A 17,189-nucleotide genomic window follows, 5' to 3' on the forward strand; every position below is an offset into this window, starting at 1 on the left:
GTTGAAGGGGGCGATCAAGCCACCGGAATTGCCGGGTCGGCAGCGGCCAGCGCGGCGCTACGCTCGGCGGCCGGCGGGTAGATCCACACGCTGTTGATTTGCGTCTTCAATTCTTTGGCTTCGGCTTTCACCAGTTTCAGTTGGCGATCCCAGCCCTCGGTGTACACGGCGCCCCAGGCACCCAGGTCAAGGCAGGTAACGTACTTCGGCTGACGGTAAGTGGTTGGCGCCACGCCGAGCAGATCGGCGACGGCGTTGTTGCCAGCGTGACGACCGAGGCTGATGGCGTGCTGGCAAGACATCACCGAGAAGTTACCGACGTCGTCGGTGGCGGCGCGGGCGACATCGCCGGCGGCGAATACGTGATCGAGACCTTGCACTTTGAGGTTGCCATCGACGTGCAGACGACCCTGGACGTCGCGTTCGGCGTTGAGCTGTTCAGTCAATGGACTGGCGCGGAAACCCACGGTCCAGATCACCGTGTTGCTTTCGATGTGGCGGCCATCGGCGAGGGTTACGCCGTTGGCATCCACGCCGGCGACCGAGGCGTCGACGATCCACTCGATGCCCAGTTCTTTCGAGGCTTCGATGATGGACGGGCGAATCCCGTCGCCCATGGTCGCGGCGATGTCTTTGCTGCGATCAACGATGATCACTCGAACGTCTTGACCCTCACCCAGAATGGCGCGCAAACGGGCCGGCATTTCGGTCGCGGTTTCGATCCCGGTGAATCCTCCGCCGGCGATGACCACCGTGTTGCGGGCCTTGCTGGCCGGCTGACTGGCCAGCGAGATCAGGTGGCGTTCCAGCCGCGCCGACGATTCGATCTGGTCAACGTCGAAGGCATGTTCTTTCAGACCCGGCACTGGCGGACGGGCCAGTTGGCTGCCGCTGGCCAGCACCAGGCGATCGTAAAAAAGTTCGCCCGGGCGACCGTTTTCATCGCGATAGCCGACGCGACGTGCCTGGCCATCGATGCTTTCAGCGGTGCCTTTGACGAAGCGCACACCGACAGCGTCGAACAGCGCGTCGAGCGGCGCATACATGCTGTGCACGTCGGGTTCGTAGAAACGCGGACGGATGCGCAGTTCGGCTTGCGGGGCGAGCAGAGTGATCTCCACGTCGTGACGGTCATGCATGTCCAGCAAACGCGCGGCGCTCAACGTGCTCCAGAGTCCGCCGAACCCTGCACCGATCACCAATAATTGCTGTTTCATAATGTGCTCCCTGACGCTGATGGATGGATAAACCGAGTCGTGGTTTCGACTCTGGCGCGACGATCACTGGCCGCCGCAAACCGCTTGCCGTACTGCATGGCGGTTAGTCGCCCGCTGTCGAAAACAATGCTACGGCGTGAGGGCTGTGGGCGCAGTTGTCCATCGGTGTGCGTCGATTACGCATGTGTTGAAGGGGGGTATACGAAGGTATCGACTGTGGGAGCTGCCGAAGGCTGCGATCTTTTGATCTTGCTTTTAAAAGGCAACAGCAAAAGATCGCAGCCTTCGCAGCTCCTACACGGGAGGGGTTTTACTCAGGGCTTGTTTGATATGGCTAAGCAAGTCATCGGCCTGGAAGGGCTTGGGCAGGCAAGCCACCACTTCGGGGACTCGGGTGTTCACGTCATCGGGATGAGCAGTGACGAAAATCACCGGAATGCGCAAGCCTTGCGCGCGCAACGCTTCAAGGAGTTCCAGTCCGCTCATGCCGGGCATCTGGATATCGGAAATCAGGCAGTGCACCTGCGCAAGGTCTGTCGATGCAAGGAACGCGCGGGCGCCGCAATAGGTCTGCACTCGGTAGCCACTGGCGCGCAGCAAGCTTGCCAGCGCACTGCGAATGGCCTTGTCGTCGTCCACCACTGCAATGACAACCGTGTTGTGCATAGGGCTCCCTGGTCGGATGGGCACGTATGGCGACTCCTGTCGTCCTTCCACCATACGCCGTCCGCACCGGCGCAAAACTATACCTAGGTATAGTCGGTCGAGCCCCTTTGGCCCTCAGCCGTTCCGGCCATCAGCCTTCACGGCTGAAGCGGCTGCGGTAATCACGCGGTGAAATCGACAGGTGCCGCTGAAAGCAGGCGCGCAGCCGCTCTTCGTCACCAAAGCCGCAGAGACGCGCGACCTTGTCGATGTTGTGCGTTGAGTTTTCCAGCAGACGCTTGGCCGCTTCGAGGCGGAACAATTCGATGGCTTTGGACGGCGTGCGGCCGGTGTTCTGTTTGTAGACCCGGGTGAAATTGCGCAGGCTCATTCTGGCCTGCTCGGCGAGACGCTCCACACTCAGCTTGGGATCGCCGAGGTTGTCCATCAGCCACAGGTGCAGTGAGTCGAACAACGGACTTTCCTGCACTTGCGCTTGCAGCAGTGTGCTGTATTGCGCCTGACCACCGGGGCGTTTGAGGTACACCACCAGTTCGCGGGCGACCTGCAAAGCCACTTCGCGGCCGACATCAGCTTCGACCAACGCCAACGCCAGGTCGATTCCGGCCGTGACTCCGGCCGATGTCCACACCGTGCCTTGCTGGATGAAGATTGCATCGGCATCCACTTCGATCGCCGGGAAGCGCTCGCGCAACGTTTCGCACATGGCCCAATGCGTCGCGGCGCGACAGCCGTCGAGCAGACCGGCCTTGGCCAGCAGAAACGCGCCGCTGCACACCGAAACCACGCGTTGCGCGCTCGGAGCCTCGCGACGCAGCCAATCGGTCAGTTCACCGTGCTCATCGAGGGTCTGGCAGATGTCCGGTGCACCGGGGACGACGAGGGTGTCCAGCGTGGCAATGTCCAGATCGCGTAGCGCGCGGGTATCCACGGCCAGACCTTCGACGGTGTACACCAAACCGCCGTCAAGGCTGGCGGTGTGCAGTTGATAACCGGGTTGACCGCGTTCGGCCAAGGCCTTGCTCGCCGCCCAGAACACCGTTTGTGCACCGCTGAGGTCGAGCAGGCTCATGCGCGGGTAGGCAATGAACACCACGTCGCGTGATTGCGCGGCAGAAGTGCGAGGCTGTGGGAAGGCGCTGGACATCAAAATCTGCCTGTTCAATCGGCTGAAGTGGGGCGGAGGCGACATGGCCGATTTTCAGGGTTTTCTGGCCTGTCGGCAACGCGTGCCGACTGCTAGCCTGCTGTGCGACCGTTTGGCTGGCCTCTGGCTGCGTTTGCCATCATGGACTAGATTTATTCACCTGCACATCGTACGCGTTGCGATCTCGCCGAGGAGACAGTATGACCCTGTGGTCGCATTCCAGCCCCAGCGCCAACCCGCCGACGTTGCGCGAGCCAGTGGTTTATGTGGTCGACGACGACGCCTCGATGCGCCAGGCTCTCGACGGTTTGCTGCGCTCCATCGGCCTGCAGGTGCAGACGTTCGAAACCTCCCTGGATTTTCTCGCATCGGCCAAACGTGACGTGCCCGGTTGCCTGGTGCTCGATGTGCGCCTGCGCGGTGAAAGCGGTCTGACTTTACAGGAGCAGATGGAAAAGACCGGCGTGCGCATTCCCATTGTGTTCATGACCGGACACGGCGATATCGCCATGACCGTCAAGGCGATGAAGGCCGGCGCGGTGGACTTTCTCGCCAAGCCGTTTCGCGATCAGGACATGCTCGACGCCGTGGCCAGCGCGCTGGCCCGCGACAGTGCGCGGTTGCTTGCCGAGCAGTCTGGCGCGGTTATGCGCCAGGCCTACGAGACATTGACGGTGCGCGAACGTGAGGTGCTCAGTTTTGTCATTGTCGGGCTGATGAACAAACAGATCGCCGCGCAACTCAACCTCAGTGAAGTGACGGTGAAAGTTCATCGCGGCCAGATGATGAAGAAACTTTCGGCACGCTCGGTGGCGGATCTGGTGCGCATCGCCGAAGCCCTGGGCATCGAGCCGGCGCGGCGCAACGCTTGAACGGCGGTCTTCGCTAAAAATCGCGGGTCATCCACCGCGTGGCAGAAAACCCTTTGACGGTGTCGACACAGATGGCCAGCAAAAAACAGATTTTGTGGGACGACGGCGAGCGGGTGTTTACCCGCGAACGCGGCCAGGGGGAGGGCAGCCGCAATGTTCTGGTAATGCGCCCGACCCTCGCTCAACCGCTGCCTGCGACCCTCGATCGACTGGCGCACGAATACAGCCTCAAGGACGCTCTCAACGGTGAATGGGCGCTGCAACCGCAAGCCATTGAACGCGCAGGCGCAACCACGCGTCTGCTGTTCGACGACCCCGGCGGCGAGCCGCTGTCGCGTTTATTGATCGCGCCGCTGGACACCGAAACCGGCCTGCTGCAGGCCATCAACATCGCCGTGGCGCTGGGCCGCCTGCACCAGTGCGGGCTGGTGCACAAAGACCTCAAGCCGCAACACATTCTGGTCAATTGCAGCGACGGCCAGACACGCCTGACCGGCTTCGGCCTCGCCTCACGTCTGCCCCGTGAACGGCAGGCGCCGGAGCCACCGGAAACCATCGCCGGCACCCTCGCGTACATGGCGCCGGAACAAACCGGGCGGATGAACCGCTCGATCGATTCGCGCAGTGATCTGTATGCCTTTGGCGTGACCCTTTATCAGATGCTCACCGGCTCACTGCCGTTCAGCGCCAATGATCCGATGGAATGGGTGCATTGCCACATCGCGCGGTTACCGATGCCGGCGTGCGAACGGGTGGCCACCGTGCCGGCGATGCTTTCGCGGGTGGTCATGAAGTTGCTCGCCAAGACTGCCGAAGAGCGCTATCAAACCGCAGCCGGCGTCGAGCATGACCTGCGTCGTTGCCTGAACGATTGGCAGCGCGCCCGGCACATCGAGACATTTACCCTGAACGAACAGGGCGCGATCGATCGCCTGCTGATCCCGGAGAAACTCTACGGGCGCGAGCGCGAAGTGCAAACGCTGATCGATGCGTTCGCACACGTGGTGCAGAGTCAGGCGCCGAAACTGGTGCTGGTGTCCGGTTACTCAGGCATTGGCAAATCCTCGGTAGTCAGCGAGTTGCATAAAGTGCTGGTGCCGTCGCGGGGGCTGTTCGCCTCCGGCAAGTTCGATCAGTACAAGCGCGATATTCCCTATGCGACGCTGGTTCAAGCCTTTCAAGGGCTGGTGCGCACGCTGCTGGGCAAGCGCCGCGAAGTGCTCGTTGAATGGCGCGCGGCGCTGTTGCAGGCACTGTCGCCGAACGCGCGGCTGATGACCGAGTTGATCCCCGAACTGAAACTGATCATCGGCGAGCCGCCAGCGGTGCCGGAGCTTGAACCGCAACAAGCGCAGCAGCGATTCCTGCGGGTGTTGCAGCGCTTTATCAGCGTGTTTGCCCGACCGGAACACCCGTTGGCGCTGTTCCTCGATGACCTGCAATGGCTGGATGCGGCGACGCTGGATCTGCTCGAAGAGCTGCTGACCCGCGCAGAGGTTGGCCACCTGCTGCTGGTCGGCGCCTACCGCAATAACGAGGTCGATGCCGACCACCCGCTCAGCAGCAAACTCAAAGCCATTCGTAGTGCCGGCGCGCACATCGCCGAGATTCGCCTGACCCCGCTCGCGGGTGTGCACATCGAACAACTGATCGCCGAATCGTTGCGCTGTCCACCCGCGAGCATCGTCACGTTGGCGCGGCTGGTGCTGGACAAGACCGGCGGCAATCCGTTTTTCGTCATCCAGTTTCTCCAAGCCCTCGCCGAGGAAGAACTGCTGATTTACGACCATCAGCTCAATCGTTGGCGCTGGGATCTTGAGCTGATCAACGGCAAAGGCTACACCGACAACGTTGTCGATCTGATGGTCGGCAAGCTTGCGCGTTTGCCACTGGAAACCCGGCAGGCCTTGCAACAATTGGCGTGCCTGGGCAACGTCGCGCGGATCGACACCCTGGCCACCGTGCTCGATCTGTCCACGGCGCGCGTGCACGCGGCGCTGTGGCCGGCGGTGCGCCAGGATCTGGTTGAACGTCTGGACGGCGCCTGTGCGTTTGCCCACGACCGTGTGCATGAGGCGGCTTACTCGCTGATCGCCGAAGCCGAACGTGCGCAGACGCATTTGCGCATCGGCCGGCTATTGGCGCTGCAAACGCCGGGCGAGAGGCGCGAAGAGGCGATCTTTGAAATCGTTGGCCAACTCAACCGTGGCGCCAGCCTGATCAGCGCCCGGGCCGAGCGTGAACAACTGGCCGAATTCAATCTGCTCGCCGGTCAGCGCGCCAAGGCTTCGACCGCTTACACCTCAGCGCTGACCTACCTGGGCGCGGGTGCAACAGTGCTTGGCGCACAAGGCTTCGACAGCCGCCATGAGTTGGCGTTTGCCCTGGAGCTGAACCGCGCCGAGTGCGAATTTCTCACCGGGCAATTGGCACTGGCGGATGCCCGTTTGCAGGTTCTGGCCGAGCGCGCGGCGACCACCGTGGAGCGTGCGGCCGTGACGTGTTTGCACATGGACGTCTACCTGTTGCTTGATCGCAGCGACCGCGCGGTGGCGGTCTGCCTGGCCTATTTGCGTCAGGTTGGCATCGACTGGACGGCGCATCCGGACGATCAGCAAGTGCGCCAGGAATACCAGCAGATCTGGACGCAACTGGGTGAGCGCAGCATCGAACAATTGATCGACCTGCCGCTGATGGAAGATCCGGCCTCACTGGTGACGCTGGATGCGTTGAGCAAACTGTTGGCCCCGGCGTTGCAGTCCGATGCGAACCTCGCATGCCTGACCATCTGTAAAGCCGTCAGTCTGAGTCTTGAGCACGGCAATTGCGACGCCTCCTGCATGCTCTACGCCAACGTTGTGCGGGTCGCCGGGCGGCGCTTCGGTGACTACACCAGCGGTTACCGCTTCGGCCGTTTGGGCTGCGATCTGGTTGACCGCCGAGGTCTTACGCAATACGAAGCGCGTACCTACCTGTGCTTCTCGATTTTCGTGGTGCGCTGGATGCGCCCGGTGCGCGAGTGCCGTGAATTGTTGCGACGTGCGCTCAGCGCCGGCAACCGCATCGGCGATTTGCCCTATGCGGCGTATGCCGGCAACAGCCTGATTTCCGACCTGCTGTTTATTGGCGAGCCGCTGGCGGAGGTGCAGGTTCAGGCCGAGGCAGGGTTGGCTTATGCGCAGAAAATCCGCTTCGGTCTGGTGATCAGTTTCATGAGCTGCCAACGGGCACTGATCCGCATGTTGCGCGGGCAGACACTGGAATTCGGCAGTTTCAACGATGAACAATTTGATGAGACGCACTTCGAGGCGAATCTCGCCGCGCCTGATCTGGCGCTGGCTCGGGGCAAATATTGGGTGCGCAAATTGCAGGCGCGTTATCTGGCTGCAGATTACGCGGCGGCCGCTGACTGCGCGGCTCAAGCGCAGGAATTAATGTGGGTGATTTCTTCTTTTTTCGAGGAGGCCGAATACCACTTCTACGCCGCGCTGACATTGGCCGCCCACGGCGCCGTCGATAGCGATCAACTGCAACGCTTGGCAGAACACCACGATCAACTGCAGACCTGGGCGCAACAGTGTGCCGAAACCTTCGCCAGTCACGTGGCACTGGTCGGCGCGGAAATCGCGCGGGTTGCGGGGCAACTGATCGAAGCAGAGTTGCTGTACGAACGGGCGATTCAATTGGCGGCGGATAACGGTTTCGTTCACATCGAGGCTTTGGCCAACGAACTGGCGGCGCGTTTCTACGGTGCTCGCGGTCTGGCGAAAATCGCCCGCGTTTACCTGCAAGACGCGCGCTACGGTTACTTGCGCTGGGGCGCCGATGGCAAGGTGCGACAACTGGAGCGACGGCACCGTTTTCTGCGCCAGGAAGACGCGCTGCCTAGCCCGACTGCGACCATCATCACTGCCGTCGAGCATCTGGATCTGTCCACGGTGCTCAAGGTCTCCCAAGCCGTGTCTGGCGAAATTGTTCTCGACCGGTTGATCCAAACGATCATGCGCACCGCCATCGAACAGGCCGGCGCCGAGCGGGGTGTGCTGATTCTCACCGAAGGCGAGATTCCGTATATCGCCGCGCGAACGCGCATTGGCGACAGCAGCAATTTACTGTGCAATGAGCCGGTCAACGCGACGGCGCTGGCCGAATCGGTGCTCTACCAGACCCTGCGCACCGGCGAAAATCTGTGCCTGGACGATGCCGGCGCCGATCCGGCATTCGCCGCTGATCCGTATATGCATCAGCACGGCGCCCGCTCGATCCTGTGCCTGCCGTTGATGAATCAGGGTCGGGTCGCCGGGGCGCTGTATCTGGAGAACAATCTGTCGGCGGGGGTGTTCAGCCCGGCGCGTGTTGCCGTGCTGCGGCTGGTCGCTTCACAAGCGGCCATCTCGCTGGACAACGCGCGGCTGTATCGTGACGTCGCCGAGCGCGAAGCGAAGATTCGCCGGCTGGTCGATGCCAACATCATCGGCATTATCGTTTGGAGCGTTGAAGGGGAAATCATTGAGGCCAACGACGCGTTCCTGCGCATGGTTGGCTACCAGCGCGATGATCTGCTCTCGGGAAACGTGCATTGGCGCGACATGACCCCGCCGGCTCGGCGCGCCGAAAGCGAAGCGGCGCTGGCGACGGCGATCCGCACCGGGCGCACTCAGCCGTTCGAAAAGGAATACATCCGCAAGGACGGCAGTTGCCTGCCGGTGATCGTCGGTCTGGCCGCGTTTGAAGCCAGTCAGCAACAGGGCGTGGCGTTCGTCCTCGACCTCAGCGAACGCAAACAAGCGGAAGAACAAGTGCGCGAAGGCGAGCGCCGTTACCGTCAGGTACAAGCGGAACTGGCCCACGCCAACCGCGTGGCGACCATGGGCCAATTGGCGGCGTCCATCGCCCACGAAGTCAACCAGCCGATCGCCGCCACCGTGACCAATGCCAACGCCGCGCTGCGCTGGCTCGGCGCACAACCGCCGAACACCGATGAAGTCGAGCATGGCCTCAGGCGCATCATCAGCGATGGCAACCGCGCGGCCGACGTACTCGGCCGAATCCGCGCATTGATCCGCAAGACGCCGCCGCAACGGCAAGCGCTGGACCTCAATGCGGTGGTGGACGAAATGGTCGGGTTTACGCGCGGTGAGGCGACTCGGTATAGGGCTGTGGTGTCCGTGCAACTGGCCAGCGACTTGCCGGCGGTATTGGCGGACCGGGTCGAGTTGCAACAGGTTCTGCTCAATCTGATCGTCAACGGCCTCGAAGCCATGGCGGTGATGGAGGAGGGCGCGCGTCGACTGTCGATCAGCAGCGCTTGCGTCGGTGAAAACGTGCGGATCACGGTCAGCGACTCCGGGCCGGGGTTTGCCTGTGAGCGCGCGGAAGAAGTCTTCACCGCGTTCTACACCACCAAAGCCACCGGGCTGGGGATGGGGCTGTCGATCTGTCGCACGATCATTGAGGCGCATGGCGGACGCTTGTGGGCGGAGGCGAATGCGCCTTGTGGGGCGCGGGTTGTGTTTGCGTTGCCGAGTCATGAGGCATTGCAGCAAACATAGGTTGCAATGTGCGCGCGGTGACCAATTGGTTTTAATCGTGAACACGTAGTTCTCGAATGTCGATATCAGACACGATCATGGCGCAATCAGGCTACTGACTCATCGGGCAGGCCGGGTAAGGTGAGGTGTCTTTAAGTCAAGATAACCCCATACAGATCATGGGGTTGATAAGAACTGCGGCGGTTGAGGGGGCTTCTTTCGGGGAGTTTTACAGGCGACGATGATGATCGTTTGCCTGAGTCAACTCGCTTAAATGTCGATCAGCAGAGAATAAAAAAACCAATGATCAGCCCTAACTCCATGGATTCGAGTAGCCAATTGGCGCAGGGCTTCAAGCCTCGTCACGTCACCATGCTGTCCATTGCCGGGATTATCGGCGCCGGATTGTTCGTAGGTTCAGGGCACGCCATTGCGGCGGCGGGGCCAGCGGTTCTGCTGGCTTATCTGTTCTCCGGTTTGCTCGTCGTGCTGGTCATGCGCATGCTCGGTGAGATGGCGGTGGCTAACCCCGACACTGGCTCGTTCTCGACCTATGCCGACCAGGCGATCGGGCGCTGGGCGGGCTTCACCATCGGTTGGCTGTATTGGTGGTTCTGGGTTCTGGTCATTCCCATCGAAGCGCTCGCCGCCGGGCATGTGCTGAACCAATGGTTTCCGCAGGTCGATGCCTGGTTGTTCGCGTTGGGCTCGATCATTGCGCTGGTGGTGACCAACCTGTTCAGCGTGTCCAAGTACGGTGAATTCGAGTTCTGGTTCGCCATGGCCAAGGTCGTGGCGATCATTGGTTTTATCGGCGTTGGTTTTGCCGTGTTGATGGGCTGGGTGCCGGATCGCGACGTCAGCGGCTTGAGTGGGTTGATGGCCGAGCACGGTGGGTTTGCGCCCAACGGTCTGTCGGCGGTGGTCGGTGCGTTCATCACCATCATGTTCAGCTTTATCGGTACCGAAGCGGTGACCATCGCCGCCGCCGAATCCAACGACCCGTCGCGAAACATTGCCAAAGCCACGCGTTCGGTAATCTGGCGCATCGGCGTGTTTTACCTGCTGTCGATCTTCGTTGTCATCTCCGTGGTGCCTTGGAATGATCCGTTGCTGGCCTCGGTCGGCTCTTATCAGCGCGCACTGGAAATCATGAATATCCCGCATGCCAAGTTCATGGTCGACGTCGTCGTCCTGATTGCCGTGGCCAGTTGCATGAACTCCTCGATCTACATTGCCTCGCGCATGTTGTTTTCGCTCGGTCGTCGTGGCGATGCGCCGAAAGCGCTGAAGGCGACCTCCTCGGAAGGTGTGCCGCGCGCCGCCGTTATCGCCAGCACGGTGATCGGTGCGTCGATTACCGTGTGGAGCTATTTCATGCCCGCCGGGCTGTTTCAATTCCTGCTGGCCAGCTCCGGCGCGATTGCCTTGCTGGTCTACCTCGCCATTGCCGTGTCGCAGTTGCGCATGCGGCGGATTTTGCGTCAGCGCAACGTCGAACTGACCTTTCGCATGTGGCTGTTTCCCTGGCTGACGTGGCTGGTGATTGTGTTCATCTGTGCAGCGCTGGCAGTGATGATGATCACTCCGGAACATCGCACCGAGGTCACCACAACTATTGGATTGGCGCTGGCGATTTCCTTTATTGGTCTTTTGACGTCGCGTCATCCTGCGCCAGCGGCGAGGGTCACGTCGGTGGGGTAAGGCCGCAGTTATCTGCGCTGAAGCTGTTGTTGCAACGCGGTTTTGAGCTATTGCGCTAAAGCGTGAATGACATCCGCAGCCATTTGTTCAGTGCTACTGATCCCGTCGACTCGCAAGACCGGGGCCGTTTGCGCCGATAACCATGCCTCGTGCCACGCTCGATTGCGTCCTGAAAAGCCCGGATTGTCGTACTGCGAGGCCCACTCTCGAAAGGCCACATGTATCTCATGCATATCACCGCCGGGTGCAATCCGCTCTCCAAAGCGTTGCTTTTCCCGTGCTGCCAGTCGCTCAAGGCGAATGGGTGTCGGTGTGACAACGAACACAATCAGATCGGCATGGGCAATCAGCGCATCTCCCCAATTGATACACGAGCCGGTCAGCACCCAATCGTCGTCGCCGAGTTCTCGGTGCATCAATGAAACGCGTTCATTGGGCGGTCGTTTAGTCGTGAACGGAGGATTGGTGGGCAGCCAGTAATAATCATCGACATCGACGTGTTGCAGGTCGAGCAAAAGGGCCAGGTTCTGCCCCAATGTAGTGACGCCTGCGCACGAAGCGCCTGTAATGTAGATACGCAATTCTCCTCCTTGAACACGAGACTGTTTCGGGTTCGGCAAGGTATCAAGATAGCTGCCCAGGTGTCAGTGCCGCCCATTCAGGGTGCACGGTTTATCAGTGCAGATTCCGCATCCGTATAGTGCTTCCCCCGTTACATGATTCCCCATAAACCTTCCGACTGAATCGAAGTATTCAGGTTAATGACGCCGTCGCCGACACACGGAGGGACCATGGACATCACCGCAATTCCCGAAGGATTCACCCCATTTACCCGCAGCAGCCCGTTGCTGGATTTGCTGGGCCCGATCTACGCGCGCGGCAGCGGGCTGCAATTGGAACTGGGCTTATTGACTGACTCACGCCATGCCAACGGCCGGGGCACCTTGCATGGCGGGGTATTGGCTACATTGGCCGATGTCGGGATGGGTTACGCCATGGCGTTTTCCAGCGACCCTCCACAGCCATTGATCACCGCGAGCATGACACTGGATTATCTTGGCGCGGTGAAAATGAATGAGTGGCTGGAAGTGCGTCTTGAGTACTCGAAAAAAGGCCGGCAACTGGCGTTTGCCGCCGTTAGCCTGCATGTAGGCGAGCGAACGGTTGCGCGGGCCAGTGCGGTGTTTGCGGTGCCGGTGAGTTGAAAGGTGTGGCCATCAAGGTGTTAGTTGTCAGCAGAACGCTTTTTGAAAGCGCTCATCGGTTATTTGGGATCAAGATCGATTGAGCCAAGTGCTAGCGCAAATAAAATCAGGCAAGAGTATTTCTTGCTCGCTGAGGTTGTTATCACCTGTCCGCATGATGAAATCACTGGCTGCATGCTGTTATGCCGCAGGCGAAGACTCGTAAACCTTGAGTTGCAAAGAGAGTGTCGCGCATTTGAGGCTGTTTTTTAGCCGCTCGCAGATGGGAGTAGACACTGCGGGTCGGGAATTGATGGCCTTTACACCGTGCCTTCGCAGGTATATATAGCGTTGCCGCCCCCCGGGCTCAGGCGCGAATTCCCGCAGGTCTGAGATGAAATGCGTCACGACAATCAAGGAGCACTCATGGCCGACTCAACTGAAAAACTAGCTGCATTGGCGAAGTTAGCGCAACTCGAGCAAGAACTGGAGGCAGCCCTACGAGCGCTCGCTCAGTGGAAAGACCACGACATGAACCGGAGAGACGGAAGCACCCGGCAGGACAACATGCATGAAGAAAGTGGTCGGGAGGCGAACGATCGAGTGCGGTCCGCGCGCAATGCTGTGGAGGCGCAGAAAAAGCTGATCGCAACTTTTTCATAAACCGAAAGCCCAGACACTTCACCCGAGAGCAGCCGCTCATCCGCGACTGCTCCCAACCACGCTCCCTCAAGCCTGATCCATCGCCGCCGCCACGCCCTGATCCTCACCCAGAAACCCACCACTCTGATGCTGCCAGAGCCGTGCATAAATGCCGTTTCTGTTAAGTAATTCAGTGTGCGTCCCCTGTTCGATGATGCGTCCCTCGTCCATGACAATCAGTCGATCCATCGCCGCAATCGTCGACAGCCGATGGGCAATAGCGATGACGGTTTTGCCCTGCATCATTTCATCGAGGCTTTCCTGAATGGCCACTTCGACTTCCGAGTCCAGCGCACTGGTGGCTTCGTCTAGCAGCAGGATCGGCGCGTTCTTGAGCATCACTCGGGCAATGGCGATGCGTTGGCGCTGGCCGCCGGAGAGTTTGATGCCGCGTTCGCCGACCAGCGTGTCGTAGCCGCTGTGACCCTGCTTGTCGCTGAGTTGGCTGATGAAACCGTCGGCTTGCGCATTGGCGGCGGCGCGGCGGATATCTTCGTCGGTGGCGTCCGGGCGGCCGTAGGCGATGTTGTCGCGAATCGAGCGGTGCAGCAGGGACGTGTCCTGCGTGACCATGCCGATTGCGCTGCGCAGGCTGTCTTGGGTCACGTGCGCGATGTTCTGGCCGTCGATGCGGATCTCACCGCTGTCGACATCATAGAAGCGCAGCAGCAGGTTGATCAGCGTCGATTTGCCCGCACCGGAACGGCCGACCAGACCGATTTTTTCGCCGGCGCGGATGTTCAGGCTCAGGTTGTCGAGGACCTGGCGTTCGCCGTTGTAGTTGAAATTCACCTTGTCAAAAGACACCGCGCCGCCAGCCGGCACCAGCACACTGGCGTTCGGCGCGTCCTGCACTTTGGGGCCGCGGGTGAGGGTGGCCATGCCGTCCTGCACGGTGCCGATGTTTTCGAACAGTGACGTCATCTGCCACATGATCCAGTGCGACATACCGTTGATGCGCAATGCCATGGCGGTGATCGCCGCGACCGCGCCGGTGCCGACCTGACCCAGATGCCACAGCCACAGGGCATAGCCGCCGGCACCGATAATCAGCCCGACCACCAGCGCCTGATTGACGATCTCGAACTGGCTGACCAGACGCATCTGGCGAAAACCGGTGAGCTTGAAATCCTCCATCGCCGCGCGCGCGAAGTGTGCTTCACGCTTGGAGTGCGAGAACAGTTTCACCGTGGTGATGTTGGTGTAGGCGTCGGCAATGCGCCCGGTCATCGACGATCGCGCATCGGCCTGTTCCTGGCCGACTTTCCCCAGGCGCGGCACAAAATAAACCATGGCCAGCCCGAATAACGCGAGCCAGGCAATGAACGGCAGCATCAGTTTCAAGGCAAAACCGCCAGCGAGGGCGATGATCGCAATGAAGTAAACGCCAATGCCCGGTGCGATTTCGATGAGCGTGAACAAGACTTCGCGCACCGCCAGCGCGGTCTGCATGACCTTGGTCGTGACCCGCCCGGAAAACTCATCGGAAAAGAACGAAAGGCTTTGCCGCAGCATCAGTCGATGGAAGTCCCAGCGCAGCCGCAACGGCAGATTGATCGCGAGGATCTGGTGCTGAACCATAGTGCGCAGCGCCACCAGCCCGATGCTGATGAACAACACAATGCCGATGCCCCACAGCACGCGACTTTCTTGTGCGTTGACACCGCCGCCGGCCTGCCACGTCGAGAGCAGATCGACGACTTGGCCAAGAAAGGAAAACAGCCAGGCTTCGTAGATCGACACACCGGCACTGAGCAGCGCCAGCGCGAGGATATAACCGCGTGCACCGCGCGTGCAGGCCCACAGGAACCGCATCAGGCCGACGGGCGGAGGCGGTGCTTCGTCGGGAGGGAAGGGGTCGAGCCGTTGTTCAAACACGCGAAGCATTGTGGTCTCCGAAATGATCAGGGTCTGGGGATTCTGCCATTTAATGGCGGTGTTGCGGGTTTGCATGTCACTGACTTGTCCCCACCGAGTGCTATTGCCAGGGATCACTGCGGTGCAGAACCCCATGGATTCCGGGGGCGTGCCGATCAGCTAAGCTGTCTGCTCAGACGCCTTGAGCAGTGCACGATGCAGCGAGCAAATCCGGTTTCATGTTGGGAGTCGATGGGCAAAGGAAATGTTTAATTTCTTTTTGATGTTCCTGTTCGTGCTCATCCCCACGGCGTCGCTTTCACTCGACAGTTATCTTCGCTACCGAGTCGCCAGAAACAAACCGGTGAGCAAGGCGTGGAAGGGCTGCAATCACGTGCTTGCGATCCTGCTGATCATGCAGTTGCTGGGTTTGGCGCTGTACTTCTTTTACCTCGCCTGAGCCTGAACGTTTACGCCAGTTCGTCAGGCACCTTAACGGCCTCGACACGCGCCGAAATCCATTTCCGGCTGTACGCCAGAACGCCCTGAGCAATGGCCGTGGGGAAGTGGATAAAACCGTGGGGCGAGGAGGGCAGCATGTACATTTCGACCGGCGCTGATTGCGCCCAGCGTTTGGCGATGTTGAGAGTGTCGTCGCGCAGCGGATCGAGTTCGCCGGCAAACAGCAGCGCGGGCGGGAAACCGGCGAAGTCGCCGTACAGCGGCGACAGTGGTGGCTGGCGGCGCTGCTCGTCAGTCAGGTCGGGCGTGAGCAGGCGCAACGCCTCGACCATGCCGGGGCCGTCTAGCACCAGCGTGTCGGCGGGCGCGTTACGTACGCTGGATGTTCCGGTGAGGTCGTAGACGCCGTAATACAGCAGCGCACCGCTGATTCTTTGCAGCAGGTCGGGCCATTGTTGCAGCGCCAACAGGGTCGCCGCCGCCAGATGACCGCCCGCCGATTCACCGACCACCACGACGGGCAGGCCGGCGAACTCAGGCTCTTGTAACAACCAACGAGTGGCGTTGAGGCAATCCTCCAGCAAGCCTTCGATGGGCGTGGACACGGCCAGTCGATAATCCACCGAGACCACGGTTACTTGGCAGCTGTCGACGATGGCCGCGTTGAAGTTGTCGTCCATCTGCGCATTGCCGATCACCCAGCCGCCACCGTGAAAGTCCAGCACCACGCCTTTCGCCGGGCCCTTGGGGCGAATGATCCGCACCGGCACGTTATCAATCAGCTTGCGCTCAGCCGTCAGACCAAACTTGCGCAACACGCGCGAGCCGCCGATCTGGCTGCAGCGCAACAGCGCCTGAATCAAACGCGGCGTCAGGCGATTGCGGATCTTGAAACGCGGCAGCCAGGCGAGTTTGCGGTTGAAGGCGCGCACCTGCGCCAGCTCACGCTCGCCTTGCCGCCATGGTGTTGCAGTACCCCAATTGGCATTGCTCATCAGCGGTTCTTGATCAGGATGGAAAAATTCAATGCCGCCGCCACGCACAGCCACGCCAGATAAGGAAACAGGATCAAGCCAGTGATCAGGTCCAGTTGTATCGCCAGCACCACCATCGCCGCAACCACCAGCCACAGCACCGTGAGAATCACCATCGCCGCCAACACCTGATGCGCGCCGAAGAACACCGGCGTCCACAGCGTGTTCAACGCAATCTGCGCCGCCCACAGCGCCAGCACAGTCTGGCTGCCAGGGATCAGGCTCAAGCGGTAACCGGCCCAGGCCAGCAGCAGATAGATAATCGTCCAGGCCACGGGGAACGCCCAATTGGGCGGGGTGAAACCGGGTTTGTTCAGCGTTTCGTACCACGGCCCCGGTTTGAACATCACGCCGGTGGTTGCCGCTGCTGCGCAGGCCAGAAGAAAAATGAAGAAGGTCATCGCCGATCCTTGGCTGAAATCAGCCGCTAAGGGGTTTAAGAAAAGGACGCCCCGGCGCGCGAAAAGTTTGCCATGAATTCCAGATTGGTCTGAGGGGCGATTCAATTTGAACTAAAAACTGACCACTGCGTCAGGATAGTCAGTTGCCTTTCTCTACTGACGCGGATGACATCATGTACACCTATCACATCGATTACCGATTCAACGGCGAGCCTCGTACCTTTCTGCTTGAACTCAAGGAGGAGCAGTTGGCCAAGCACGACGCCGCGATGCATCTGCTGGAACTACATCTGGGCGACGCGGAAAACGGCCTGATCATGCCCACTGCGGATTCGACGGACGAGGAGATTCTCGAGCAGGCCAAGCGGGTAGGGATTACAGACATCAAGGTTGTCAGCAAAACCAATTGAAG

The 17,189-nt window shown here is 60.4% G+C and carries 14 protein-coding genes; 7 read left to right on the plus strand and 7 right to left on the minus strand.

All coding sequences use genetic code 11. The features are described from left to right. Positions 1-14 precede the first annotated feature (14 nt). From KBP52_RS01070 to KBP52_RS01080, 3 genes are all read right to left on the minus strand, one after another. Positions 15-1,217 (minus strand): NAD(P)/FAD-dependent oxidoreductase, encoded by a 1,203-nt coding sequence (locus tag KBP52_RS01070; protein WP_077572552.1) that lies wholly within the window; start codon positions 1,215-1,217, stop codon positions 15-17. A 294-nt stretch (positions 1,218-1,511) separates the two neighbouring features. Beyond that, entirely contained in the window at positions 1,512-1,883 is a 372-nt protein-coding gene (locus KBP52_RS01075; RefSeq protein ID WP_077572553.1) for a response regulator, read from the minus strand. A 130-nt stretch (positions 1,884-2,013) separates the two neighbouring features. Next, positions 2,014-3,030 carry a GlxA family transcriptional regulator gene (locus KBP52_RS01080; RefSeq protein WP_077572554.1) on the minus strand — a complete coding sequence of 339 codons (1,017 nt, stop codon included), beginning with the start codon at positions 3,028-3,030 and terminating at the stop codon, positions 2,014-2,016. Positions 3,031-3,230: 200 nt separating this feature from the next. On the opposite strand from KBP52_RS01080, the gene KBP52_RS01085 reads away from it, so the two are divergent. The 3 genes from KBP52_RS01085 (at position 3,231) to gabP (ending at position 11,137) form a co-directional block, all read left to right on the plus strand. Next, entirely contained in the window at positions 3,231-3,902 is a 672-nt protein-coding gene (locus KBP52_RS01085; RefSeq protein ID WP_077572555.1) for a response regulator transcription factor, read from the plus strand. Positions 3,903-3,973: 71 nt separating this feature from the next. Further along, complete coding sequence (locus KBP52_RS01090) at positions 3,974-9,454, plus strand: AAA family ATPase (RefSeq protein ID WP_077572556.1); 5,481 nt, start codon at positions 3,974-3,976, stop codon at positions 9,452-9,454. 282 nt (positions 9,455-9,736) lie between these two features. Next, positions 9,737-11,137 (plus strand): GABA permease, encoded by a 1,401-nt coding sequence (gene gabP, locus KBP52_RS01095; protein ID WP_212621788.1) that lies wholly within the window; start codon positions 9,737-9,739, stop codon positions 11,135-11,137. 47 nt (positions 11,138-11,184) lie between these two features. Here the strand turns inward: gabP and KBP52_RS01100 are convergent, their stop codons facing one another. Further along, positions 11,185-11,718, minus strand: a complete 534-nt coding sequence (locus tag KBP52_RS01100; protein WP_212621789.1) for an adenylate kinase — start codon at positions 11,716-11,718, stop codon at positions 11,185-11,187. Positions 11,719-11,928: 210 nt separating this feature from the next. Between KBP52_RS01100 and KBP52_RS01105 the strand changes: the two genes are divergently transcribed. Next, entirely contained in the window at positions 11,929-12,342 is a 414-nt protein-coding gene (locus KBP52_RS01105; RefSeq protein WP_212621790.1) for a PaaI family thioesterase, read from the plus strand. Between the two features lie 405 nt (positions 12,343-12,747). Continuing rightward, entirely contained in the window at positions 12,748-12,984 is a 237-nt protein-coding gene (locus KBP52_RS01110) for a hypothetical protein (RefSeq protein WP_212621791.1), read from the plus strand. A gap of 66 nt (positions 12,985-13,050) precedes the next feature. Here KBP52_RS01110 and KBP52_RS01115 read toward each other — a convergent pair whose 3' ends face one another. After that, positions 13,051-14,910: an ABC transporter ATP-binding protein gene (locus KBP52_RS01115; protein WP_212621792.1), complete on the minus strand. Its 1,860-nt coding sequence runs from the start codon at positions 14,908-14,910 to the stop codon at positions 13,051-13,053. A 235-nt stretch (positions 14,911-15,145) separates the two neighbouring features. Here KBP52_RS01115 and KBP52_RS01120 point away from each other — a divergent pair, with 235 nt between their 5' ends. Continuing rightward, complete coding sequence (locus tag KBP52_RS01120) at positions 15,146-15,340, plus strand: hypothetical protein (RefSeq protein WP_212621793.1); 195 nt, start codon at positions 15,146-15,148, stop codon at positions 15,338-15,340. 10 nt (positions 15,341-15,350) lie between these two features. Here KBP52_RS01120 and KBP52_RS01125 read toward each other — a convergent pair whose 3' ends face one another. Then, on the minus strand, positions 15,351-16,337 hold the full coding sequence (locus KBP52_RS01125) for an alpha/beta hydrolase (protein ID WP_212621794.1): 987 nt from the start codon (positions 16,335-16,337) through the stop codon (positions 15,351-15,353). Further along, entirely contained in the window at positions 16,337-16,777 is a 441-nt protein-coding gene (locus tag KBP52_RS01130; protein WP_077572574.1) for a TspO/MBR family protein, read from the minus strand. The genes KBP52_RS01125 and KBP52_RS01130 overlap by 1 nt, the downstream gene beginning before the upstream one ends. A 143-nt stretch (positions 16,778-16,920) precedes the next feature. On the opposite strand from KBP52_RS01130, the gene KBP52_RS01135 reads away from it, so the two are divergent. After that, the gene (locus tag KBP52_RS01135; RefSeq protein ID WP_077572575.1) at positions 16,921-17,187 is read left to right on the plus strand and encodes a hypothetical protein; all 267 of its coding nucleotides are present in this window, start codon (positions 16,921-16,923) and stop codon (positions 17,185-17,187) included. Positions 17,188-17,189 lie beyond the last annotated feature (2 nt).

Source organism: Pseudomonas sp. SCA2728.1_7, assembly GCF_018138145.1.
Lineage (GTDB): Bacteria > Pseudomonadota > Gammaproteobacteria > Pseudomonadales > Pseudomonadaceae > Aquipseudomonas > Aquipseudomonas koreensis_A.